Here is a 22896-nt window from a genome sequence, read left to right on the forward strand (position 1 = left end):
TTGAAAACGTTGGTGTGAAATTTGGATAAAGTAATTTAGAATCAATTGATTACTTTAATTTTATGGTCTTATAAAAGATCAGAGAAGTCTATACAATCTCTCAACCATCTTGTATTACAAAAAGATTCCTAGCACTATTCACGATCTATTTTGATAACTGGAAATGTGTAACGACTGTGTACCCTTAATTGAGCAAGGCAACTTTTATACGTCCATAATCTTTACATCATTTTAGAAAAGATGTTTTTTGAATCAACCACAAAACAATTAAAACGCTACACTAAAACAGTTTGGGGAAAAACAATGAATCCTGAAGATAAACAATTTGCCGTTATTGGCCTTGGCAGATTTGGCATGTCTCTTTGTCAAGAACTGAGTGAACGTGGTGCACAAGTACTTGCGATTGATCTTGATGAAACTTGCGTGCGTAAAGCAGCTGATGTTGCCACTCAAGCTGTTGTTGCTGATTGTTCAAACGAAGCGACAATCGCAGAACTTAAACTAGATGATTATGATCTTGTTATGGTTTCAATTGGCGAAGATGTTAATGCCAGTATTCTTACTACCCTTCTCTTAAAAGATGCGGGGGTTAAAACCGTATGGGTAAAAGCAAAAGACACGCCTCATGGTAAAATCTTATCTAAAATTGGTGCAGATAAGATCATTCGCCCTGAGAGAGATATGGGTATTCGTATCGCTCGTAACATGTTGGATAAACGTATTTTTGAGTTTTCTGATTTAGGGAGTGGTATTTCACTTGCTGAAGTGGTTGTTACAGCCAAAAATATGGGGCGTAAAATTTCAGAACACCCATGTGGTGGTCATAACGCAACTCAAGTATTAGCACTAAAACGTGGTCCTGAAGTACGTAAAGATCCCGATCCTGATACTGAACTACAAGTTGGTGATATTTTAATTATCACAGGACCTGAAAATATCTTAACTGAGACTTTAAGAAAGCTATGAGTTTCATTCCAAACAGGGGCATGTATGTCCCTATTAAAACTGAAAAACGTAATAAGAGATGGTCTGAACCAAAGATCATTATTTTTAGTTTTTTAGCTATCTTAATACCAGCTGCAATCCTTCTTACACTACCTATATTTTCAGTATCAGGTCTGAGTTTTACCGATGCTCTATTTACGGCAACGTCTGCAATCAGTGTTACAGGATTAGGTGTCGTTGATACGGGTTCACATTTTTCTATCAGTGGTAAAATCCTATTAATGCTACTCATGCAAATTGGCGGTTTAGGACAAATGACATTGTCAGCCGTTTTACTTTACATGTTTGGCTTACGATTAAGTTTGCGTCAACAAGCGTTAACTAAGGAGCAATTAGGCCAAGATAAATTTACAAATATTCGTCGTCTTGTTAAACACATCATTATCTTTGTGCTTATTTGTGAACTAATTGGTGTCTTTTTTCTATCGCTACGCTGGGTACCTCAAATGGGATGGGAAAAAGGGTTGTTCTTTGCTGTATTCCATTCAATTTCAGCATTTAATAACGCCGGTTTTTCTTTATTTTCAGATGGCTTAACACGCTATGTGAACGATCCACTCGTTATTATTACGATTTCTTCACTATTTATCTTTGGTGGTTTAGGCTTTACCGTCATTTCAGATATTAAGAGAAACGCCCATCGTGGGTTCCACTTTCTATCTTTACATTCCAAAATAATGATTATTGCCACGCCAGTTCTATTGTTTGTTGGTACCGTCATGATTTGGCTTTTAGAACATAATAATAGCCATACTCTCGGACCGCTGAATGAATCTGGACAATGGTTGGCTGCTTTCTTCCAATCAGCAACAGCGCGTACAGCCGGTTTCAATAGTGTTGATATTGGTCAGTTTACTCAGCCTGGTTTGTTAATCATGATGTTACTAATGCTTATTGGTGCAGGTTCAACCTCGACCGGTGGTGGTATTAAGGTCTCTACTTTTGTTGTTGCCATTTTGGCTACATGGTCGTTCTTAAAACAACGTGACCGCGTTGTATTATTCAAGCGTACCATTTCAAACCAAACAGTAACGAAATCACTCGCTATTATTGTTGTTAGTGGCATTGTGCTAACGATTGCAATGTTTGCCTTAATGATTACAGAAAAAGCACCATTTTATGAAGTGATGTTTGAAACTATTTCAGCATTCGCGACAGTAGGTGTAACAGCAGGTTTAACCGCTACTTTATCGGAACCGGGTAAATACATCATGATAGTGGTGATGATTATTGGACGTTTAGGCCCTCTAACTTTAGCTTACATGTTAGCTCGCCCTAAACCAACCTTGTTGAAATACCCTGAAGATAACGTCGCGGCAGGTTAATCAGTTAAAAAAGTATAAAAAAAGGCTTGTCACTATGTACCGTGACAAGCCTTTTTATATTGCTTAATAGATGTATTCACTACAATAAATCAATGTTTAATCGTAACGCCATCCAATTGAGCTTTAAGATCTTGATCGTATTCATCTAACCAAGCATAACGTTCTCGATACATTTTTCGTTTAGGACGTTTAATATCTTCCATTGCTCGACGTTCTGTATGCAATGGTAATGAATAGAATGCATCATCATATTCTTCCCCGTTATGCTCTTGCCATAATTGATCATAATTAAGATTAATCGTTGACGCTTTTTTGCCATAACGCTTAGCTGTGTATACATGTGCCCTATTTTTTACCGCGTAGATATGCTCAATATTCATATCATTGGCAAATAAACGTAATGTTTCAACCATAAATGACTTTGGTCGTAAACCATAAAAAGCCTTAGTAAATAAGCGGCTAAAACCATTATCGTTAGCACCGCCTTGCATACAGCCAATGTAGATGTCATTGTGATCAACAGTAAATGCAATTAAGTAATAATGATTAAATTTGTCATCTGTCAGTGATAGTGTTAACTCACCTTCCTTTCTTGAGTTTCGTTCAAAACTCAATGTGACGTAACATTTTTTATCATTAATAATTAACTCACTTAAAACTAATTTATCAGTATAAATTTTTTTTCGAGCGTCAGTATTAAAGTTACTTTCAAACCACTCATAATGATTTATTAATTTTTTCTCAATATCTTGTCGAGTATAATTAATAGAAATATATGGTGTTAGAGGCTTTGTAATAAAATTAGGCTGTTTTACTAGAAGTAACTTTCTTTCATCGGTATCAAAATGACGTTTCATAATTTCAAAGTCATTTCTATAAATAATACGTCTAAATAAATATTTAATAATGGCTTTTAACTTACCACTTTTTCTATGTTGGTTAGCTTCAATAGCTTCCACTAGAAATCCCATAACACACTCACTACTTCGAATACTATCCTGAAATAGTATTCCAAATCAGAATGAATTAGCAACATTTATAGTCATGAGGCAAGCTTGTATTAGAACGTTAGTTCAAATACTATTCGGATATATTTTTAATTTCAGCTACAGGTCAACTTTATATGGAAAAATTAATGCCATACCTTGCTAAATTCGCCTTTACTGTATCTATGATTATGTTTGTAGTTGGCGGAGGTATGGCACTATATGCAATGTTTTATGGCTAATTAACGTTATAAACGCATCCCACCATCAATTTCAAGAATACGCCCAGTGAAGTAGTCATTCTCAATAATATACTTCACTGTGTGAGCAATTTCTTCAGGATCACCAACACGCTCTAATGGCGCTGATGCCTTCATTTTTTCAACCACTTCAGGCTTCAATTGGTCTGCTAACGGAGTATTAATCAAACCAGGAGCAATTGCAGCAACACGAATACCGTATTTTGCCAATTCTTTCGCCCACCCCACAGCCATAGTAGCAACAGCAGCTTTTGATGCTGCATAGTTAGTTTGGCCCAATGTTCCAGCTCTCGCAACGCTTGAAATATTAATAATAACGCCTTGAGATTCTGTTTTGATCATCTTTTCCGCGGCTTCTCGTCCACACAAAAATGAACCCGTAACATTAACATCCATCACCGTTTGAAATTGTTCTAAAGGCATTTTTGTTAATATGCCATTAGTCTCACTTACCAGTAAGCCATCATCAAGAATTCCTGCGTTATTAATTAGAACATTAATATGGCCGAAATCTTCAACAATGTGTGCAAATGCCTGAACAACCTCATCTTCGCTTGTTACGTCAGCTTCATAAATCATTGCTTTACTATTTAGCATATGACACTGATCTTGTGTTTGACGTAACCCAGCTGAGTTGATATCAATTAAAGCCAATTCAGCGCCCATTTGAGCTAGAGTTACAGCCATCATCTGGCCTAGACCTTGACTAGCACCGGTAATGACAACAACGCTATTCTCAATATTCATTTATTGCTCCTGAATTAAAACAAAAATTTTTAACTTTGCTACTTTAACGTATGTTTTACCATCACTATAATTCTATTGATAAAAACTAAGTTATTATAAATAGTTAGCTAATATTCACCTGATTAAGTGGATTTTTATGCTCAGACCAGATAGATGTAAATAATTGCTCAATTATGTTTTCGTCTACATCGCTTACTGATGTATATATCCATTGAGGTGTATAATCTTTATCAATTAAATGCGCACGGACCCCCTCTTTAAACTCACCTAACAAGCCACAATTAACCGAAAGACCCAATTCCATTTTTATACAGTCTAGTAAAGATGCATCTTTATAATCTTGTATTTGTTTAAAACAAATGTGCGCCGTAATAGGACTACCTGCATTCATTACTTTTTTTGCAGTCTCAATCCAGAGCCCCAAACCATCAATAGCATTAATTTGGTCGTAAATAGTGGGTAATGATTGAGCAAAACAAGCCGCCTGAATTTGTGCAAAGTATGGCATCAATTGGTTTGCTGGTAATACGGTGCGATCTTCTACAACACAATTTTTTAATATGGTCGAGACTGCTTCTGATACCGATGACTGGCTTTGTATATCAGCCAATACTATTGACCACGGGTAATGCTTTAGTTTATTGACAACATTATCATAAGCACTATTTGGAACAATATGATCAACCATTGCTAAATCACGAGCATCACAGACGTTGACATGTGCGCCTGTTAAGCCCAAAAACAAGCCAATACCGGCAGGAAGCTGATTTAAAAACCATGTCGCGCCAACATCAGGGTATAAACCAATAGTTATTTCTGGCATCGCTAATACTGTATTCGATAAAGCAACGCGATGGCTTGATCCAATATATAATCCTAATCCTCCCCCCATGATAAACCCATGTCCCCACGCAATAACGGGCTTGTTATAGTGATGGATGAGTAAATTACAACTATATTCAACTGAGAAATATTCGGTTAAAAATGGCTTAGCTACGTGACTATCAATTTGATCTAAAGGTATCTTTGGTGGTTTTTGTTGATGATTTAAAGCAGGATCATTTTCCATTGCATAATACATACTACGCACATCCCCACCCGCACAAAACGCGCGATCACCCACTGATTTAATGATCACACTAACAATGCTTTCATCTTCACGCCAAAGCTGTAAATACTGGTACATCGTTTTATGCATGTTTAACGTGAGTGCATTAAGCGATGATGGATTATCCAGCTCTAATACACCGATCTTATGACCATCAATACAACGGATATAGGAAACATTAACAATTCCTGTCATCACTTACTCCTTAACTTAGATCCACTCTTTTACGGTTTACTTAGCATTAACTTCAATCGCAATTGCTAATGCTTCACCTCCTCCCACACATACTACAGCAACACCTTTTATCGTTTTCACAGTAGAACCATTCAAGGTTTGTACTTTTTGGCGTAATGCATGAGTCAATGTCACCACAACTCGTGCTCCCGTTGCTCCTATTGGATGGCCTAATGCACAAGCCCCACCGTTAACATTGACCTTTTTAGCATCAATACCTAACTGCTCTATCGCAACAATTGTCACCACAGCAAAAGCTTCATTAATTTCCCACAAATCAACATCATCAGTAGACCAATTAAGATCATCTAATAATTGGTTAATGGCATGAATAGGTGCAATGGTAAACTCATCAGGATCACGACTATGACTCGCATATCCTTTAATTGATGCCAGTGGATATAAGCCTTGTCGTCGAACTTGCTCAGCTTCCATTAACACTAAAGCTGCAGCACCGTCACCAATAGCGCTTGATGAAGCCGCAGTGATCGTACCTTGTTCACCGTGTTGCGAAAATAAAGGTGGGAGGTTTGGTATTTTCTTAGGATTAACTTGATTTGGGTGCTGATCTTTTTCAACCGTCACTAATGCTTTTTTACTCTGAGCGGTAATAGGGACGATTTCAGCGTGAAATGCCTGACTATTATCCGCTTCGCGGGCTTTATTGATTGACCTTATAGCCCACTCATCCATGATTTCGCGTGAAATATCATACTTACTCGCCGTTTGTTGGCCATAAACGCCCATTAAATGCCCATCAAATGCATCTTGCAATCCATCTAGGTATAAATGATCCAGTACTGCTTTATGGCCTATTCGCATACCATTTCGGCTGTCTGTCAGTAAATAAGGGGCATTGGTCATGCTCTCCATGCCCCCTGCTACAGCCGTTCGAATCGCCCCAGCTTTAATCATATCGCAAGCCAATAAGATAGATTTTAACCCAGAGCCACAAACCTTGTTTATCGTAGTGCAGGAAACCGATACAGGAATTTTTGCCATTAGGGCTGCTTGCCTTGCAGGTGCTTGCCCAACCCCTGCCGTTAACACACAACCCATAAAGACTTCATCAATCAATTGTGCAATGTGCTCATACTCCATCTCACTATTATATTCTTGAGTCGTATCAGTTGGCTGAGCACGTTTAACATCTCGTAATGCAGCTTCAATAACAATACTGCCTAGCTGAGATGCTGAAAAATGCCGTAAATCACCTTGAAAACTCCCAATTGGCGTTCTTTTAGCAGCAACGATCAGAATATCCTTACTCATACCAATCACCTCTTTACGTCAATTTAGAAAACATTGCCTTGCAGGAATATTAGGGGATTTCTTGACGCTTTTGTAAGCATAGCACTAACATTTACGTAAACGTTAAGAAAGATTTGCTGGGATTTTACTACTCAAAATCACTGCTCTGCTTAACCGATAGGTGAAAAGTTTTACCTATCTAACATTGCAGGAGACTCAATGTGATGACTTTCAAAATCAGCGAGCTTGCAAACGAATTTAAAATAACACCACGCAGCATTCGCTTTTATGAAGATATAGGCTTGCTTTCACCTAAACGAGACGGCGTAAACCGTGTCTATGGACGGCGAGATAAAATTCGGCTCGGTTTAATACTTCGTGGTAAGCGTTTAGGCTTTTCTTTACAAGAAATAGGGGAACTCTTCAGTTTATACGATGACAATAAAAGCCATGATCAGCTACTTTCTATGATCGATATCATCGAACAAAAACAACGACAACTAACTCATCAACGCGCTGATATTGATATCACTCTGATTGAACTTGAACGCGCTAAAAAACGCTGCAAGCACGCTTTAATAAAATCAGATCTATACAAAAATAAGTAGTCACAACTGTTTCCGCAAAGGAGGCTTTACCATGCATAGTCAATACGCACCGCTCAACTTTGATTTAGGTGATACTGCCAATATGCTGCGCGAACAAGTTAACTTATATGCAGCTGAACATATAGCCCATATCGCTAACGAAATAGATCAAGATAATCAATTTCCCCATTATCTCTGGCAATCATTAGGTCAAATGGGCTTACTTGGCGTCACCATTGGTGAACAATACGGTGGGGCTGCGATGGGCTATTTAGAGCATGTTATCGTGATGGAAGAGATCAGCCGCGCTTCTGCCTCAATCGGATTAAGCTACGGTGCCCATTCCAACTTATGTGCGAATCAAATTTTTAGAAATGGCACTGATGCTCAGAAACAACAATACCTGCCTACATTAATCACAGGAGAACACATTGGTGCGCTGGCAATGAGTGAAGTCAATGCTGGATCTGATGTTATGAGTATGCAGTTAAAAGCAGAAGATCACGGCGATCATTTTGTACTCAACGGTAATAAGATGTGGATCACTAATGGTCCTGAAGCCAATACGCTTGTGGTGTATGCCCGTACTTCTACTGACGCAATTACCGCCTTTATTATCGAATCACAATTTAATGGTTTTTCTACTGCGCAAAAGCTCAACAAATTAGGTATGCGTGGCTCAAATACTTGCGAGTTAGTTTTTATTAACTGCAAAGTACCGAAACAAAACGTACTGGGTGACGTCGACCACGGCGCAAAAGTCTTAATGAGTGGATTAGACTTCGAGCGCGTAGTACTTGCCGCAGGTCCGCTAGGTATTGCGCAATCATGCTTGGATATCGTGATCCCTTATATTCATGAACGAAAACAATTTGGCAAAGCGATTGGTGAATTTGAGCTAATCCAAGCCAAAATTGCAGATATGTATACCCAACTCAATGCAGCTCGCAGCTATGTTTACACCGTAGCAAAAGCCTGTGACCGCGGCGAAGTCACCCGTAAAGATGCAGCAGGAGTCATTTTGCTCAGTGCTGAATTAGCCACGAAAATGGCGTTAGAAACCATTCAAATACTCGGTGGTAATGGCTATATCAATGATTACCCTGCCGGACGTTTATTACGAGATGCCAAACTCTATGAAATTGGTGCAGGTACTTCAGAGATAAGACGCATGCTAATTGGACGTGAATTATTCTCAGAATCAGCTCGCTAAGGAGTAAGAAGCCATGGCTCAACTTACCTCAAAAGTAGATACAACCAGCCAATGGTTCAAAAACAATAACCATGAGATGCAATTATTGGTTGACGACTTAGACACCCATCTAGAAATAATCCAGCAAGGTGGCGGAGAAACGGCTTTAGCGCATCAAAAAGAACAAGGTAAACAACCAGTAAGACAAAGAATTCATCAGTTACTTGATAAACACAGTACATGGTTAGAAATAGCACCTTTTGCCGCACTAAATGTCTATAGCGAAGCCGTACCTTGTGCTGGCATTATTGCTGGCATCGGCTACATCCACCAGCATGCATGTATGATCATTGCCAATGATCCTTCTGTTAAGGGTGGAACATATTTCCCACTAACGGTAAAGAAACACCTTAGGGCCCAAGAAATCGCTGAAAAGTGTCATCTTCCCTGTATTTATATTGTTGATTCTGGCGGTGCTAACCTACCACACCAAGCCGAAGTCTTTGCCGACAAAGATCATTTTGGTCGTATCTTTTTCAATCAAGCCAAAATGTCAGCGAAAGGGATCCCTCAAATTGCCGTTGTTATGGGGCTCTGTACTGCAGGTGGCGCATACATTCCAGCTATGGCTGATGTATCTATCATGGTAAAAGATCAAGCAACGATCTATTTAGCAGGCCCCCCTCTAGTAAAAGCAGCAACAGGTGAAGAAGTAACGGCACAAGAATTAGGCGGTGCCGATGTTCATTGTAAGAAATCAGGTCTTGCTGATTATTATGCCAATGATGAAACACATGCATTAAGGCTTGCTCGTGATGCTATTGCTAGTTGCAATATACCAAGTGCTAACACTCATCATGATTCCACCGTTTCTCCACCTAAATACAGCATGGATGACATCTACGGCATAGTGGGTACTAATATCCGTATTCCATTTGATATTAAAGAACTCATCGCACGTCTAGTCGACGACTCTGAATTTGACGAATTTAAAGCCATGTATGGCAATACCCTTGTTTGTGGCTTTGGAGCTATTGAAGGGAACCTTGTTGGTATTATTGCTAATAATGGCATTCTATTTTCAGAATCGGCACAAAAAGGCGCTCACTTTATTGAGCTATGTTGTAAGCGGAAAATCCCTCTGTTGTTTTTACAAAACATCACCGGATTTATGGTTGGTAAACGCGTTGAAGCAGAAGGTATCGCAAAACACGGCGCAAAAATGGTGATGGCTGTTGCCTGCGCAAATGTGCCGAAATTTACCGTCATTATCGGAGGCTCTTACGGCGCAGGAAATTATGGCATGTGTGGAAGAGCTTATGATCCAACTCTGTTATGGATGTGGCCTAATGCACGCATATCTGTCATGGGTGGTGAGCAAGCCGCTGAAGTCTTATCACAAATCACTCAAGCTATCCGACAGCGAGAAAATAAACCGTGGACGGAGCAAGACGAACAACAAATAAAACAGCCTATTTTAGAACTCTATGGCAGACAAGGTCATCCCTACTACGCCAGTGCACGACTGTGGGATGACGGTATTATTGATCCTAAATCTACCCGTAATGTATTAGCTCAGGCACTTTCAATTACTCAGCACGTACCTATAAAAGAGACCCGATTTGGTATTTTCCGCATGTAACGCTTTAGGTCGTATTATGAAAACACAACCAAATATCTTAGTTTCGGTTTCATCTAATAACATCGCGACCATTACTTTAAACCGTGTCGATAAATCGAATGCTTTTAATGCTGAAATCATCGGTGAGCTACTCACCGCCCTTAATCAACTAAAAACAAACCAAGAGATACGCGGTCTACTACTTGAAGCCAATGGAAAACATTTTTCATCGGGTGCAGATCTGCATTGGATGAAAAGCATGGCTTTAGAAACAGAGCAAAATAACCAACAAGATGCAGCTCAACTTGCTGAACTTCTAAATCAACTCAACCACTTTCCTGCTCCCACCATCGCCGTCGTTCAAGGTGCTGCTTTTGGCGGCGCATTAGGATTAATTTGCTGCTGTGATATTGCTATTGCAAATCTCAACGCTAAATTCTGTTTAAGTGAAGTAAGGTTAGGGTTAGTGCCTGCGACAATTGCACCGTATGTTTGCCGTGCGATAGGTATCCGCCAAGCAAAGCGTTTTATGTTAACCGCCGAGTTAATCACGGTAAAGCAAGCTCTCGAACTTGGTTTAATCCATCATATTTGTGATGATGTACAACAAGAAAAACAGGTAATAATTCAGCAAATCTTATCCAATAGCCCAGCGGCTCTTGCAACAGTTAAAACCTTATGTCGGCAATGTGAAATCGCAATGATTGATCAGAGTTTAATTCAATATACCAGTGAATTAATCGCCCGAGTTAGATGCTCACCACAAGCACAAGAAGGCATACAAGCTTTTTTCGATAAAGTCCCAGCAAGTTGGAGTAAAACCAATGACATTAACGAATAAGCTTCAATTATCACTACCCGATGCTATTACCATATTTGAAGTTGGTCCCCGTGATGGATTACAAAACGAACCTCATCTTTCAACATTAGGTGATAAAGCAACTGCTCTTAAAATAGCGCTGATTAATGAACTGAGTCAGACAGGATTAACACATATTGAATCAGGTGCATTTGTGTCGCCAAAGATGATCCCAACAATGGCTGATTCAGATAGTGTATTTTCGCACATTCAACGTCATCCCAATATATTCTATTCAGCACTCACTCCTAATTTACAAGGCCTAGAAGCGGCCATTAACGTTAATGCCAATGAAGTCGCTATCTTTACTTCTTGCTCTGAAACCTTCACACAAAACAATATACACGCCAGTATTGATGAAAGCCTTAAACGCTTTGAATCCGTTATTGCGATAGCTCATCAACACTTGATACCTGTACGTGCGTATTTATCCTGTGTGACAGATTGCCCGTACGAAGGAAAGACACCACCACAACAAGTCGCAGAAATTGCAAAGACTCTCATTGAGATGGGCTGTTATCAAGTGTCATTGGGAGACACCACAGGAACAGGAACACCATTGCGAGTTGCTACCATGTTGGAATGTGTAAATCAGCATATTCAATCAAAAGCCATCGCCGTCCATTTCCATGATAGTTATGGGCAAGCATTAGCGAATATTTATCAAGCAATACAGATGGGGATAACAACAATAGATAGCAGTATTGCGGGGTTAGGTGGTTGTCCATATGCACCAGGAGCAAGTGGTAATGTAGCAACAGAAGATGTTGTTTACTTATGCCAAGGGCTTAACATCAAAACCGGCATAGATTTAGAAAAACTCACCTTGATTAGTCAAACATTTTGCCAACAATTGGGGATACGACCACAGTCTAAAGTTGCTTTAGCTATGGCGCATCGCCCATAAAGCTTATTCAGCGTCTCTACGAACTCGTTCTTCAGATTCAAGCTCGTTCACAGCATCCCATAGCTGTTGCTCACGGATACGTTGACGCTCTAAGTTAGCATTGATGCCATCTACAATCTGTTTATCTAATGGGCCCAAATAATTATCAGCACAATCATGAAAAATACTCCGGAACTCTTCCATCGTAGGTAATCGATTATTATGCTCTTCAAAGTTATCAAAAATATCATGAACTTTAACTGACATATCCCGCTTAATGCTTTCTATCTCTGAATTATCCATATACTCCCTCGAGTGCATTTAGTTTCATAACATGCAATAACAGAAATAACTAAAACCGTCATTAAGTTCTAGAACAAACCATTAATATTTAAACTACAAGTCACAAAAACTTTGTGACTATAAGCCACAATATCCAAAAACGATTGATAAATACTGTGTATCAATAATATCCTAGCTATGAGGCCGTAATCATAAAAGTCATTTTCAGTATAGTGTGATTACACAGCATTCAGATGATGATTCGGTGATGAATATATAACAACTGAGACAATCAACTTTTATTAGCACACTATCATCACAATTTAAGTGTCTCTATTTGCAGTAAAAATAACATCTGGATTCTGATGTTTTTTTAGATCTATAGTGCCGAATTCAGAAAGGAAATTTGAACAAATTGAAACCGATATTCTCATTTAAAACACGCTATAAACAGCTTTGTTTACCCATTTTTTTATTCTCAATAATACCAAGTATCAGCCATGCTGAGCCCGTTAGCGATACGAGTACAGATCCTGACAATCAATCAAGCATGGCGGATTGGGTTGATAATTCGCACAAATCACTCACAGACACTGTTCACGATATTGGCGAATACCTCGACGAAAGCCTCGCTAAAGACGATGACGAAAGTGCACTAACCAATCGTAGCTATTTACGAATTCGTAATCGTTTAGCCTACTCTTATCGCGGCAAACTGGATAATGAATTCAAAGTTTATTTTAAGCTTGACCTGCCCCATGTAAAACAAGACTGGAAACTGATCATTGATTCAGAGCCTGGTGACTTCGACAGCCTTGAAAGTAAACAACGTGGTATTGCTACTGGCAGTAAAACGACTTCAGGCGATACGGTTGGAGCCTTCCGACTACAAGATGCCCACTTTGGCAATTGGAATTCAGACTTTGATATTGGTATTAAGTTAAAACTTCCGCTTGATCCTTTCACAAAAATGCGAGTTACACGTGTTGATCCAATTAGTGAAAACTGGACAACTCAATTAGAACAACAAGTCTTTTATTACCACTCAAAAGGATTAGGTTATCTGAGTAAACTCAGTGGCTATTACGCAATCAACCCTGAACACTCGAAAATATTCAAAACTACGACGAGTGCGCAGTACTTAAAAGAAGACGATAAATGGGAACTGTTGCAACAATTTGAACTATTCCATCGCTACGATGATAAAAATCTATTCGAATACTCAACAGGGATTAGTGCTGATACTGGAGAAAATAAAGAAGTCACAAACTACTGGGTATCTGCTACATGGAATAAACGCATCTACAAGCACTGGTTATACTTAGGTGTACGTCCACAGCTAGAATTTCCACGAGAATATAATTATCACGCCAACCCTGGTGTCATGATTGAGCTAGAAATGTTCTTTTCTAAAAACAGAAAAATTGATCGTTTAGGGCGTTACATTCCAAAACCAACCATGCCAGAACCACAAGACTAATTATGGTATGGCTATAACGATGAAGCATAAATATTGCTTCATCGTTACTATCAAACCATGAACAATGACACAAAATCTTATTATCGTACTTCACTATCATTACCAACTGACATAATTTAACAATCAGGCAATATTTACGCTTGGGGGTGCATTATGTTTCATTTAAAGAAAGTGATCTTCTCTGTATTGTTCCATTTCTATCAATTTTTTAAGCTAAGCTATCCGCTATTACTAATGATCTCATTTCTTGGCGTCACAATTGGCTTTATCTTACTTCTTTCTGGTGCAAACCACTTTCAACAAGGTATTAACGCTATAACTAGTTTCAGTATCATTTGTATTTATCTAATACTACTAAAACACTTCTATTCGCAATTATTAAATTGGAGTGATACTCGCTCTTCAAAAGAAATTGTTATATCACTTAAGTAATAATGTATTTCGCATATTGCTTAAAATATTCACAATATCAGCCACCATAATACTGATTACGCTTTGGTTAAAGATATTGCTATAATATACCTATAAAGAATTATAAACCTTGCTCATTACCTTTTAATTCTCAGCAAGGTGGATATTTAACTGAGTATATTATGAATAAATATTTATCGTTCATTGGCTTAACTTTATTGATTTCAGGCTGTGCAACACAAACTATGCCGCAACCTGAACCACAAGTGATCACAAAAGTCGTAAAACAAGATACGGCGCCAGCGGAAAAAAAAGGATATGACGATGGCTGCAAAAATGCCATGGAAGCACAGTTTTTACCATCAAAAAGCATCGTAAACAGCTACGACACTGTGAACAAAGCAGCGTACTTAAAAGGCTGGGAAAAAGGTTATAAACAGTGTGTTATTGGTTTAGGTCCTGTAAGAATCAATAGCTCTATGCCAGCAGGTCAAACAAAATAATATTTGCATTCAGGGGCTATATTTAATTAGCCCCTTTATATTAGAGTTATCAAATTAATCACTACATAACATTTGCTTGTTCTTCTATTCGCTGAACTAAGCCTTCAGGTAGTTTTAATGCATTAGCTAATGCGCCGAGATAAGCACGCTCTAAGAAATGATCAACATCAATAGCCAATAATGTAACTAAATAAACTTCAGATGCTTGCTCTAAACCGCTAACTTGCGCTGCAATAACATGAGGATCTAACGGAGCGTTTAGCCATCGTACAATTACTGTTTCAATATCATGGGCGATCCCGTTTTCAATCATCCATTGTGCAATCGCTGTTTTCTCTTGCTCATCAATATGACCATCAGCTTTTGCTGCAAAAATCATTGCTTGAACTAATAAGTCTTGGTTTGTTCTCAATTGAGTATTTTGTGATATCGTCGACTGCGAGTCCATTAACGAAGTAGAAGCATGTGATGATTCTTGCGACCACTTTTTATAAGCCTGATAAGCAACAGTACCAATCACGGCAGTGCCACCAATTAAAGCAGCTTTACCACCATATTTCTTAGCTAATTTTCGACTCTTTTTATTACCTAATAATGCGCCAACTACCCCACCAGCCGTTGCTCCTTTTAATAAATCAGAGGTGCTAGAACTCGATACGGTTTTTCCCTTCTCCATATAATTACTGGCTTGATTTATTAACTGATCGAATAAACCTTTCATCGTCATTCTCCATAACAAGGGGATATATTAATACTATGGAAAAAAAGATTAATTAAACAGCTTTAAAGCGTAAATCAATGTAAATTGACTACCTTATTCACATGAATAATTCACAAATAGCAACCAATAGATATAATTAATAAGATTGTTATGTATCTACAAAGCATAAAAAACGCTCTAGAATAAGAGCGTTAATATAAAATCCAGCTGGTTCGATAATCCATTAAACGGTATAAAGAACTTTAATAATATGCCAACCAAATTTAGTTTTTACAGGTTCTGGAATTAATCCACGTAAGTTATTATTTTTCTTTTTTAACGCTTCACTGGTACTGATTGCTTTACCAGAAAAGACAGCTTTATCAAACTGCGGTACCATTGCACCTTTACGGAACTCACCAAGATCTCCTCCTTTTTTACCCGATGGGCACGTTGAGTGTTTCTTAGCAAGATCTTGAAATTTTGCACCCTTTTTAAGCTGTTCTAGAATATCATCAGCCAATTCTTTGTGTTTCACTAAAATATGAAGTGCGTGTGCGCTAGAAGCCATGGTGGGTTACCTATTTCATTACTTTTTATTGCGCAATTTTGCGATAAATACCTTAAACTAGCAAGCTATTCACTAAATTTGAATAAAATATAAACATGCTATTAATGCAATATTATTTCAACCATAACTGGATCATACTTTTAGAATAAAACCTTAAAAATTTAACGACTTATGGCTATTTTAAAAGCTATTATTATCTCCTCATTCACTTTCCATTCATGGTTGTTACGTTACAATTATAAATATGAAAATACGTCATAGATATTTATATATAGTCGGGCTTCTTGGTTCGTTGACTTTCGGTGCGCTAGCAATGCCGACGACCCACGATGAAGAGCATCACGATGATGTAATGACAGCTGTCGAAAAAGGATTAATAAAGCCTTATTCAGCCCTTCAACATAAAGTTTCTCAACAGTTATCAGCACGTATAATTAAAGTGGAGCTCAACGAAGATAATGGTGAGTGGATCTATGAATTAAAGCTTATTGATACTGAAAACAATATAATAAAAGTTGAATATCAAGCTCAATCTTTACAAATGTTAAAAATAAAAGGACGACATTTAGAAAATGTCATCAGGGCTCCAAAATGAAAATTCTTGTTGTAGAAGATGAAGTAATATTAGGCGAACAAATTATCGCCGGTTTAGAACAAAGTGGTTGGGTCGCAGAGCTTTCTTGTGATGGCATTGATGCTCTCTACCGTGCAACATCAGAACCTTGGGATGCTATTGTTTTAGATTTGGGTCTTCCAAAACTCGATGGTATTACTGTTTTAAAAGGTATTCGTGAAGAGAATGTAAATTCTCCTGTCGTTATTTTAAGTGCGCGTAATGAACTTACACAGCGTGTCGATGGTTTAAATGCAGGCGCTGATGATTATCTAACCAAACCTTTTCAGATGGTGGAATTAGTCGCTCGTGTTAGAGCTCAACTTCGCCGTTCAACAGGTAATGCCTCTCCTGTTATTCAAGCAGGTAATTTAAGCCTTGATACACGTACATCCAAGGTAACTTGGGAAGGTCAACTTATTGATCTTACTGCACTTGAATTCAAAGTATTATCTTACCTTATGCATAATACTGACAAGGTAATTTCGCGTACAGAATTAGTTGAACACATCTATAAACAAGATTTTGATCGCGATTCAAACACAATTGAAGTATTCATTGGTCGTATCCGCCGGAAAATTGGTAATGATGTTATAAAAACAGTTCGCGGCCTTGGGTATCGGATCAATGCGAATTAATAAGCGTAAAAAAGGCCAGCCAAGTATTCGTAATCGCCTATTAAGCGCAGCTGCAATATGGCTATTAGCGATCACACTAACGGCTGGTTATCTTGTGCCAAGCTTTATTAAAAGCTACCTCATAGACCAAGAAAAAACTCAGCTTTATTTATACCTTGATCAAATTACAGCGCTCGTCGATATTGATGCGCATGGTCGTGTATTTCTTGATGGTCGATTATCTAACCCAAGATTTAACTCCCCTTATAGCGGTTTGTATTGGTCACTCAAACTCAATAACCAGCATCTACGTTCACGCTCGTTATGGGATACTACCATTTCAGGGAATAACGAAGATGGATTTGAAGGTCCTAACAAACAGTCTTTAATCGTAGTTAAGCGTAAATTCTTACTGCCTGATAGTGATTATCCAGTAGAACTCTCAGTTGCTATTAATCAAGATCGATTACTCAAAACCTTACAACAGCTAACACGTGGTTTATGGCTAATTTTGACCATTATGGCTATTGGTATTCTAACGCTGACTACATTACAAGTTAGCTGGTCACTGTGGCCGCTACGTAAATTACGCCGTAATTTAAAGCTAGTTCGAGAAGGCCGTTCTACTGAGCTTACAGGGCTTTATCCGGTTGAAATCCAACCTGTTATTGATGATCTTAATGCCCTACTTTTTCACTATCAAGAGTTATTGTTACGCGCACGTAATCACTCAGGAAATTTATCTCACGCATTAAAAACCCCAATAGCTATTTTAAATAATGAAGTTGCTTTACTTGATGAGCCAACAAAAGCCAAGCTAGAACCAGCTCTACAACAACTACAGCAGCATATTGATTACCATTTAGGCCGTGCTCGTATGGCTGGAGCCATAAATATTCTCGCCGCAAAAACAGCTGTTTCTAGCCGCGTTGATGCCATTTCATTAGCTATGGATAAAGTCTATGCTACTCGCGATATCATTCTTGTTAATGAACTAGAAAGTGATGTGATGGTAGCGGTGGAAAGTCGAGATCTTGATGAAATGATCGGTAACTTAATTGAAAATAGCTATAAATGGGCTAACTCTTTGATTCGCGTCTATCAAGAGTCCGGCAAGTCAGGTCAAATTACACTTGTTATTGAAGATGACGGTATTGGTATTGCTGAAGAAAAATGCAAACAAGTACTTAACCGTGGAGTACGACTAGATGAAAGTACTCCAGGAACAGGGCTTGGATTAAACATAGTCAATGAGCTAGCACATAGTTATCGTGGTGATTTAATTTTAAGTAAAAGCCAGCGCGGCGGTTTGAAAGCGAGCCTTATTTTACCTACCCCTAGAAACTGAAAAAACCCTGCTAGTTACTGGCAGGGTTAAACACACTCATATCGCAAAATCACAAATTGACCCACCAAACCATTCACCAGGGTTGATGATAGTTATAAATCTCGCATTAAGATTTCATAATCTTCTTGCGCTGATTCAATAAGGTGTTCGAGTTCTTTCGCGTCTTGATTTCTAAGATCTAGTTGCCAATTGATTTTCGATTCATCTCGGCAGACTAGCAATGTTTTTGTTCCGGTCTTACTAAACCATAATTGTGAGAATTCAGCCTCTTGCTCTGCATTATCCTCAAGAATATTAACGCGTAACTTACCCGTTGGGATTACGCTAATATGAGCATGCCGCTGATTTTTACCTAGTAAGGTAAAATCTCGTTGTTCCACTAACATCACATCATCCTCCTAGTGTGGCCGTACTCAGAGTCTCTTCAATAATTGCACAATAAATAACCGACCTCTTAAGTGTAGATGCTTTAGCCAATATATTTTATAAGAATGCAACATTAATATAATTGTCACATTATCCGTTTTAAACATAGTGTCATCATATGCTTAATAACAAGAATCTACGACTATAGAAAGCAAAGAGGACGCAGTGATATAGTAAATAAAACAGAATAGGAAGCTGATAATAAATGATAGATTTTCGTTCAGATACAGTAACTCGCCCTTCCCCCTTAATGCGTCAAGCTATGTCCCAAGCACTAGTTGGTGACGATGTTTATAGTGATGATCCAACCGTTAATGATTTAGAACATTTTGCAGCGGAACGCCATGGATTTGAAGCTGCACTTTTTTGTAGTTCAGGTACTCAAGCTAATTTACTGGCATTAATGGCACACTGTGAACGTGGAGATGAATATTTATGTGGTCAACAAGCACATAATTATAAATTTGAAGGCGGTGGTGCAGCTGTGTTAGGTTCTATCCAACCTCAACCGATAGACAATGCCCCTGACGGTACACTTCCCTTTGCAAAATTGGCAGCTGCAATTAAACCTGATGATCCCCATTTTGCCCGTACAACACTTCTTAGTCTCGAAAACACCATCAATGGTAAAGTATTACCGCTAAGCTACCTTCAACAAGCACGTGAATTTGTTGATCAACATAACTTAAAGCTTCACCTTGATGGTGCGCGTGTTTATAACGCAGCCGCCGCACTCAATGTCGATATCACTGAAATTGTTAAATACTTTGATTCTTTCACCATTTGTTTATCAAAAGGTTTAGGTGCGCCAATTGGGTCACTATTACTTGGTGATAAAGCACTAATCGCGCGTGCTCGTCGATGGCGTAAGGTTCTCGGTGGCGGCATGCGCCAAGCAGGAATCATTGCTGCTGCCGGTAAAATTGCACTGACTGAAAATACAAGCCGTTTAGTTGATGATCATTCCAATGCTAAATACTTAGCTGAACAATTAAATACAGTAAATGGTTTTGATGTAAACATGAGTCACGTACAAACCAATATCTTATTTGCAAAAGTCGATAACAAGATAGATCAAACTCAATTAGCGACAACATTAAAAGCGCAAAACATTTTGATCTCAACAGGAAACCCATTGCGATTTGTCACTCATTTAGACATTACAAAAGACGATATTGATATTTTTATCGCAGCTTTAAAAGCAGTTCTCTAATCATTTATGCCTCTTCCCACACAATGTTGCAATATAATCTTGTGTGGGCTTTTCTTCTTTTTTCTTTTATTACTCCCTCTAAAACCTTTTTGTACATAACGATTATCTCTATAGGTAGATATCTTTAAAATACTCAACTTTTGCATGATTTTTTGATACCTACCTCACTTTCTTTAACTTGAACCTTTGCAACTCGATTCCCACTCATTTAGCTTATTTGAATATTAATGATAATCACTTTCATTATCATATAGTTTTATCTTTGCAGGGAGAGCATCATGGAACAAGCGTTTCATTCAGACCCAATACTGAAAGTACGTGATCTCGAAGTCACCTACATTACAGACAATGGCGACTTTAAAGCCGTAAAATCAGTCAGTTTTGATATCGGTAAAAGTGAAATATTCGGCCTAGCGGGTGAGTCGGGATGTGGTAAAAGTACTATCGCTTTTGCTATTAATCGCTTACATAAGCCGCCAGCACTTATCACAAAAGGAAGTATTGAATATGACGGTACAAACCTTATCGCATTAACTGAACAACAAATGGGTGTTGTTCGCTGGAAAGACATTGCGATGGTATTCCAAAGTGCAATGAACTCCCTCAATCCCGTACTCCCTATTCAAGAGCAATTTGCTGACGTAATGCGCCATCACCTTGGCTACAGCAATGAGCAAGCGAAAGAGCGTGCGGAAAAACTGCTAGATCTGGTTAATATTCCTCGCGAGCGTTTATCTGAATACCCTCACCAATTTAGTGGTGGTATGCGTCAAAGGCTCGTTATTGCGATAGCGCTATGTCTAAACCCAAAACTTATCGTTATGGACGAACCAACCACAGCGCTTGATGTTGTTGTTCAACGTGAGATTCTGCAACAGATTTATCAACTACGTAAAGAATTCGATTTCTCTGTATTATTTATTACTCACGATCTTGCTCTTATGAGTCAACTTTGTGATCGCATTGCCGTTATGCGATACGGTGAAATTGTTGAAGTCAATCAAGCCCGTGAAATCCGTAACAACCCACAACACCCATACACTCAAAAGTTATGGGCATCATTCCCTAATATTCATGAAGACGCCCCACACGTTTCTATCTCAGCAGAGGAAATATCGTAATGGAACAACCAATTATTGAATTAAATAATGTGGTGAAAGAGTTCACTGCTGGCGGTGGTTTTGGTTCAACTGAAATCTTTCGTGCTCTTGATAATATTAGTTTTAAGCTCTATAAGGGGCGCACTCTAGCACTCGTTGGTGAATCTGGCTGCGGTAAAAGTACCTGTGCAAAGCTCATTACTAAAGTTCACGGCGTAACAAAAGGCGAAATTTTATTTAAAGGCGATAATGTTGATACCATTTGTAAACGTAAAGATGTATTAAATTATCGCGGTAAAGTCCAAATGGTATTTCAAGACCCATTTGGATCGTTAAATCCCACTCATACTATTCGCCATCACCTCACTCGCCCGCTATTAATTCATAAGCAAGTAAAGGGAAAAGAAGCAGTAGAGCAGCGTTTAAATGAACTAATGGAATTAGTTGAGTTACCCATTGCAGATCTCGACAAATATCCCCACCAACTCAGTGGTGGTCAACGTCAACGTGTGAATCTAGCACGTGCAATTGGTGTTGGTGCTGAAATCATCCTAGCAGATGAACCCACTTCAATGCTTGATGTTTCTATTCGATTAGGTGTGTTAAACCTAATGAAAGAAATGAAAGATAAAATAGGTATTGGCTTTTTATATATTACTCATGACTTAGCCACTGCGCATTATATCGCCGAAGAAACCGCCGTAATGTACCGTGGTCGTATTGTGGAATGGGGAGATACGCGCTCTATTTTGCGTAACCCACAACACCCTTATACCAAATTATTAATCTCTGCAGTGCCGGATCCTGATCTACCCTTTAATAAACTAGTGAATTCAGAACCAGATTACTCACAGAGCGCAGATAAGATCCGTGCAATAAGTCTAAAATCTGTTTCAGGACATCGCCAAGTTGCAGACAATCACTTTGTTGCAAACTGGGATGAAGCGCAAGTCGCCGCACTTAAAGAGGATAAAATCGCATGATAAAACTTCACTGCTGGTTAGAATCAGTTAAAGCGTGGTACCAACCCAATCATAACCATGATTTTTCAGAGTTGGTTTCTCTCATTCAACAAACGCCTAGTAGCATGATGGATGAATTAGACAATGAGACTGGCAGTGAAGCTTTAGCCTATTGGTTAGATGCGTGTTTTCGCTTAACTAAATATTATCAACATCAAGGCTATAACGAGCAGGCATTTGGTTACATTCAACTTTCTTATGCCAAGCTTCAAGCCGTCGTATGTGATGCAAGTTATAGCGCAGAGCTAAAGCGTTGGTGCTTAAAAAAGCTAGATCGAATCATTGTTGCTATGGTTGAGTTTTGCCAACATCAAACTGATCCTCAATGGCAGCAAGAAAGTGTCCAGCTCATTAACTTGCATGTCGCTTTTATGGAATCACAACAGCATTTGAATCTAAAATATTCGGCAAAAAATTAAATCCCATTCTGCACATCAAAACGAGCATATATTCACTTTCCACATAGAAAAGTGAATATTGCTCGTTTTTTCTTTATCTATCATAACATTACAGTAAAAAATACTTTTTCACCACAAATAATTAAACAAA

25 protein-coding genes are annotated in these 22896 nt (G+C 38.5%); 17 read left to right on the top strand and 8 right to left on the bottom strand.

What is annotated here, in order from left to right; translation table 11 throughout:
- Positions 1 to 303: 303 nt before the first annotated feature.
- Together I3259_RS00975 and I3259_RS00980 are read left to right on the top strand one after the other, a co-directional pair.
- On the top strand, positions 304 to 966 hold the full coding sequence (locus I3259_RS00975; RefSeq protein WP_238027905.1) for a TrkA family potassium uptake protein: 663 nt from the start codon (positions 304 to 306) through the stop codon (positions 964 to 966).
- 20 nt (positions 967 to 986) lie between these two features.
- On the top strand, positions 987 to 2330 hold the full coding sequence (locus I3259_RS00980; RefSeq protein ID WP_238028033.1) for a TrkH family potassium uptake protein: 1344 nt from the start codon (positions 987 to 989) through the stop codon (positions 2328 to 2330).
- Between the two features lie 89 nt (positions 2331 to 2419).
- On the opposite strand, the gene I3259_RS00985 is transcribed toward I3259_RS00980, so the two are convergent.
- From I3259_RS00985 to I3259_RS01000, 4 genes are all read right to left on the bottom strand, one after another.
- Positions 2420 to 3301: a VirK/YbjX family protein gene (locus tag I3259_RS00985; RefSeq protein WP_238027906.1), complete on the bottom strand. Its 882-nt coding sequence runs from the start codon at positions 3299 to 3301 to the stop codon at positions 2420 to 2422.
- Positions 3302 to 3564: 263 nt separating this feature from the next.
- Positions 3565 to 4323 carry an SDR family oxidoreductase gene (locus I3259_RS00990; protein WP_238027907.1) on the bottom strand — a complete coding sequence of 253 codons (759 nt, stop codon included), beginning with the start codon at positions 4321 to 4323 and terminating at the stop codon, positions 3565 to 3567.
- A gap of 103 nt (positions 4324 to 4426) precedes the next feature.
- Positions 4427 to 5626, bottom strand: a complete 1200-nt coding sequence (locus I3259_RS00995; RefSeq protein WP_238027908.1) for an enoyl-CoA hydratase/isomerase family protein — start codon at positions 5624 to 5626, stop codon at positions 4427 to 4429.
- A 36-nt stretch (positions 5627 to 5662) separates the two neighbouring features.
- Positions 5663 to 6937 (bottom strand): thiolase family protein, encoded by a 1275-nt coding sequence (locus I3259_RS01000; RefSeq protein ID WP_238027909.1) that lies wholly within the window; start codon positions 6935 to 6937, stop codon positions 5663 to 5665.
- A gap of 200 nt (positions 6938 to 7137) precedes the next feature.
- Here I3259_RS01000 and I3259_RS01005 point away from each other — a divergent pair, with 200 nt between their 5' ends.
- From I3259_RS01005 to I3259_RS01025, 5 genes are read left to right on the top strand one after another with little or no spacing between them, the layout of a single operon-like run.
- Positions 7138 to 7524: a MerR family DNA-binding transcriptional regulator gene (locus I3259_RS01005; RefSeq protein ID WP_346015663.1), complete on the top strand. Its 387-nt coding sequence runs from the start codon at positions 7138 to 7140 to the stop codon at positions 7522 to 7524.
- A gap of 31 nt (positions 7525 to 7555) precedes the next feature.
- Positions 7556 to 8716: an isovaleryl-CoA dehydrogenase gene (locus tag I3259_RS01010; protein ID WP_238027910.1), complete on the top strand. Its 1161-nt coding sequence runs from the start codon at positions 7556 to 7558 to the stop codon at positions 8714 to 8716.
- Positions 8717 to 8729: 13 nt separating this feature from the next.
- On the top strand, positions 8730 to 10337 hold the full coding sequence (locus I3259_RS01015; protein ID WP_238027911.1) for a carboxyl transferase domain-containing protein: 1608 nt from the start codon (positions 8730 to 8732) through the stop codon (positions 10335 to 10337).
- A gap of 16 nt (positions 10338 to 10353) precedes the next feature.
- Positions 10354 to 11157 carry an enoyl-CoA hydratase-related protein gene (locus I3259_RS01020; RefSeq protein ID WP_238027912.1) on the top strand — a complete coding sequence of 268 codons (804 nt, stop codon included), beginning with the start codon at positions 10354 to 10356 and terminating at the stop codon, positions 11155 to 11157.
- On the top strand, positions 11141 to 12082 hold the full coding sequence (locus tag I3259_RS01025; protein ID WP_238027913.1) for a hydroxymethylglutaryl-CoA lyase: 942 nt from the start codon (positions 11141 to 11143) through the stop codon (positions 12080 to 12082). The genes I3259_RS01020 and I3259_RS01025 overlap by 17 nt, the downstream gene beginning before the upstream one ends.
- Positions 12083 to 12085: 3 nt before the next feature.
- On the opposite strand, the gene I3259_RS01030 is transcribed toward I3259_RS01025, so the two are convergent.
- On the bottom strand, positions 12086 to 12364 hold the full coding sequence (locus I3259_RS01030; RefSeq protein ID WP_238027914.1) for a hypothetical protein: 279 nt from the start codon (positions 12362 to 12364) through the stop codon (positions 12086 to 12088).
- Positions 12365 to 12758: 394 nt separating this feature from the next.
- Here I3259_RS01030 and I3259_RS01035 point away from each other — a divergent pair, with 394 nt between their 5' ends.
- The 3 genes from I3259_RS01035 (at position 12759) to I3259_RS01045 (ending at position 14737) form a co-directional block, all read left to right on the top strand.
- Positions 12759 to 13823 (top strand): hypothetical protein, encoded by a 1065-nt coding sequence (locus I3259_RS01035; protein ID WP_238027915.1) that lies wholly within the window; start codon positions 12759 to 12761, stop codon positions 13821 to 13823.
- 153 nt (positions 13824 to 13976) lie between these two features.
- Complete coding sequence (locus I3259_RS01040; protein ID WP_238027916.1) at positions 13977 to 14255, top strand: hypothetical protein; 279 nt, start codon at positions 13977 to 13979, stop codon at positions 14253 to 14255.
- A gap of 161 nt (positions 14256 to 14416) precedes the next feature.
- Positions 14417 to 14737 (top strand): hypothetical protein, encoded by a 321-nt coding sequence (locus tag I3259_RS01045; RefSeq protein WP_238027917.1) that lies wholly within the window; start codon positions 14417 to 14419, stop codon positions 14735 to 14737.
- 61 nt (positions 14738 to 14798) lie between these two features.
- Here the strand turns inward: I3259_RS01045 and I3259_RS01050 are convergent, their stop codons facing one another.
- Entirely contained in the window at positions 14799 to 15458 is a 660-nt protein-coding gene (locus tag I3259_RS01050; RefSeq protein WP_238027918.1) for a tellurite resistance TerB family protein, read from the bottom strand.
- Positions 15459 to 15681: 223 nt separating this feature from the next.
- Positions 15682 to 16008, bottom strand: coding sequence for a peptidylprolyl isomerase (locus I3259_RS01055; RefSeq protein WP_105062419.1), 327 nt, complete (start codon positions 16006 to 16008; stop codon positions 15682 to 15684).
- Positions 16009 to 16321: 313 nt separating this feature from the next.
- On the opposite strand from I3259_RS01055, the gene I3259_RS01060 reads away from it, so the two are divergent.
- Genes I3259_RS01060 through I3259_RS01070 form a run of 3 tightly spaced genes read left to right on the top strand, consistent with a single transcriptional unit; the run spans position 16322 to position 18586 of the window.
- Complete coding sequence (locus I3259_RS01060; protein WP_238027919.1) at positions 16322 to 16603, top strand: hypothetical protein; 282 nt, start codon at positions 16322 to 16324, stop codon at positions 16601 to 16603.
- Positions 16600 to 17259 carry a response regulator transcription factor gene (locus I3259_RS01065; protein WP_238027920.1) on the top strand — a complete coding sequence of 220 codons (660 nt, stop codon included), beginning with the start codon at positions 16600 to 16602 and terminating at the stop codon, positions 17257 to 17259. The genes I3259_RS01060 and I3259_RS01065 overlap by 4 nt, the downstream gene beginning before the upstream one ends.
- Positions 17249 to 18586, top strand: a complete 1338-nt coding sequence (locus tag I3259_RS01070; protein ID WP_238027921.1) for a HAMP domain-containing sensor histidine kinase — start codon at positions 17249 to 17251, stop codon at positions 18584 to 18586. The genes I3259_RS01065 and I3259_RS01070 overlap by 11 nt, the downstream gene beginning before the upstream one ends.
- Positions 18587 to 18678: 92 nt before the next feature.
- Here I3259_RS01070 and I3259_RS01075 read toward each other — a convergent pair whose 3' ends face one another.
- Complete coding sequence (locus I3259_RS01075) at positions 18679 to 18972, bottom strand: hypothetical protein (protein WP_105062422.1); 294 nt, start codon at positions 18970 to 18972, stop codon at positions 18679 to 18681.
- A gap of 248 nt (positions 18973 to 19220) precedes the next feature.
- Here I3259_RS01075 and ltaE point away from each other — a divergent pair, with 248 nt between their 5' ends.
- The 4 genes from ltaE to I3259_RS01095 all read left to right on the top strand — a co-directional run bounded on the left by ltaE (position 19221) and on the right by I3259_RS01095 (position 22766).
- Positions 19221 to 20225, top strand: a complete 1005-nt coding sequence (ltaE, locus tag I3259_RS01080; RefSeq protein ID WP_238028035.1) for a low-specificity L-threonine aldolase — start codon at positions 19221 to 19223, stop codon at positions 20223 to 20225.
- A 278-nt stretch (positions 20226 to 20503) separates the two neighbouring features.
- Entirely contained in the window at positions 20504 to 21346 is an 843-nt protein-coding gene (locus I3259_RS01085; protein WP_005364738.1) for an ABC transporter ATP-binding protein, read from the top strand.
- Positions 21346 to 22308, top strand: coding sequence for an ATP-binding cassette domain-containing protein (locus I3259_RS01090; protein ID WP_238027922.1), 963 nt, complete (start codon positions 21346 to 21348; stop codon positions 22306 to 22308). The genes I3259_RS01085 and I3259_RS01090 overlap by 1 nt, the downstream gene beginning before the upstream one ends.
- Positions 22305 to 22766: a hypothetical protein gene (locus I3259_RS01095; RefSeq protein WP_238027923.1), complete on the top strand. Its 462-nt coding sequence runs from the start codon at positions 22305 to 22307 to the stop codon at positions 22764 to 22766. The genes I3259_RS01090 and I3259_RS01095 overlap by 4 nt, the downstream gene beginning before the upstream one ends.
- Positions 22767 to 22896: the final 130 nt, after the last annotated feature.

The organism is Photobacterium sp. Ph5, assembly GCF_022129445.1.
GTDB lineage: Bacteria > Pseudomonadota > Gammaproteobacteria > Enterobacterales > Vibrionaceae > Photobacterium.

Coding starts and splice junctions, on each gene's coding strand:
- I3259_RS00975 (WP_238027905.1), top strand. CDS start 304: ATGAATCCTGAAGATAAACAATTTGCCGTTATTGGCCTTGGCAGATTT.
- I3259_RS00980 (WP_238028033.1), top strand. CDS start 987: ATGTATGTCCCTATTAAAACTGAAAAACGTAATAAGAGATGGTCTGAA.
- I3259_RS00985 (WP_238027906.1), bottom strand. CDS start 3,301: ATGGGATTTCTAGTGGAAGCTATTGAAGCTAACCAACATAGAAAAAGT.
- I3259_RS00990 (WP_238027907.1), bottom strand. CDS start 4,323: ATGAATATTGAGAATAGCGTTGTTGTCATTACCGGTGCTAGTCAAGGT.
- I3259_RS00995 (WP_238027908.1), bottom strand. CDS start 5,626: ATGACAGGAATTGTTAATGTTTCCTATATCCGTTGTATTGATGGTCAT.
- I3259_RS01000 (WP_238027909.1), bottom strand. CDS start 6,937: ATGAGTAAGGATATTCTGATCGTTGCTGCTAAAAGAACGCCAATTGGG.
- I3259_RS01010 (WP_238027910.1), top strand. CDS start 7,556: ATGCATAGTCAATACGCACCGCTCAACTTTGATTTAGGTGATACTGCC.
- I3259_RS01015 (WP_238027911.1), top strand. CDS start 8,730: ATGGCTCAACTTACCTCAAAAGTAGATACAACCAGCCAATGGTTCAAA.
- I3259_RS01020 (WP_238027912.1), top strand. CDS start 10,354: ATGAAAACACAACCAAATATCTTAGTTTCGGTTTCATCTAATAACATC.
- I3259_RS01025 (WP_238027913.1), top strand. CDS start 11,141: ATGACATTAACGAATAAGCTTCAATTATCACTACCCGATGCTATTACC.
- I3259_RS01030 (WP_238027914.1), bottom strand. CDS start 12,364: ATGGATAATTCAGAGATAGAAAGCATTAAGCGGGATATGTCAGTTAAA.
- I3259_RS01040 (WP_238027916.1), top strand. CDS start 13,977: ATGTTTCATTTAAAGAAAGTGATCTTCTCTGTATTGTTCCATTTCTAT.
- I3259_RS01045 (WP_238027917.1), top strand. CDS start 14,417: ATGAATAAATATTTATCGTTCATTGGCTTAACTTTATTGATTTCAGGC.
- I3259_RS01050 (WP_238027918.1), bottom strand. CDS start 15,458: ATGAAAGGTTTATTCGATCAGTTAATAAATCAAGCCAGTAATTATATG.
- I3259_RS01055 (WP_105062419.1), bottom strand. CDS start 16,008: ATGGCTTCTAGCGCACACGCACTTCATATTTTAGTGAAACACAAAGAA.
- I3259_RS01060 (WP_238027919.1), top strand. CDS start 16,322: ATGCCGACGACCCACGATGAAGAGCATCACGATGATGTAATGACAGCT.
- I3259_RS01065 (WP_238027920.1), top strand. CDS start 16,600: ATGAAAATTCTTGTTGTAGAAGATGAAGTAATATTAGGCGAACAAATT.
- I3259_RS01070 (WP_238027921.1), top strand. CDS start 17,249: ATGCGAATTAATAAGCGTAAAAAAGGCCAGCCAAGTATTCGTAATCGC.
- I3259_RS01075 (WP_105062422.1), bottom strand. CDS start 18,972: ATGTTAGTGGAACAACGAGATTTTACCTTACTAGGTAAAAATCAGCGG.
- I3259_RS01085 (WP_005364738.1), top strand. CDS start 20,504: ATGGAACAAGCGTTTCATTCAGACCCAATACTGAAAGTACGTGATCTC.
- I3259_RS01090 (WP_238027922.1), top strand. CDS start 21,346: ATGGAACAACCAATTATTGAATTAAATAATGTGGTGAAAGAGTTCACT.
- I3259_RS01095 (WP_238027923.1), top strand. CDS start 22,305: ATGATAAAACTTCACTGCTGGTTAGAATCAGTTAAAGCGTGGTACCAA.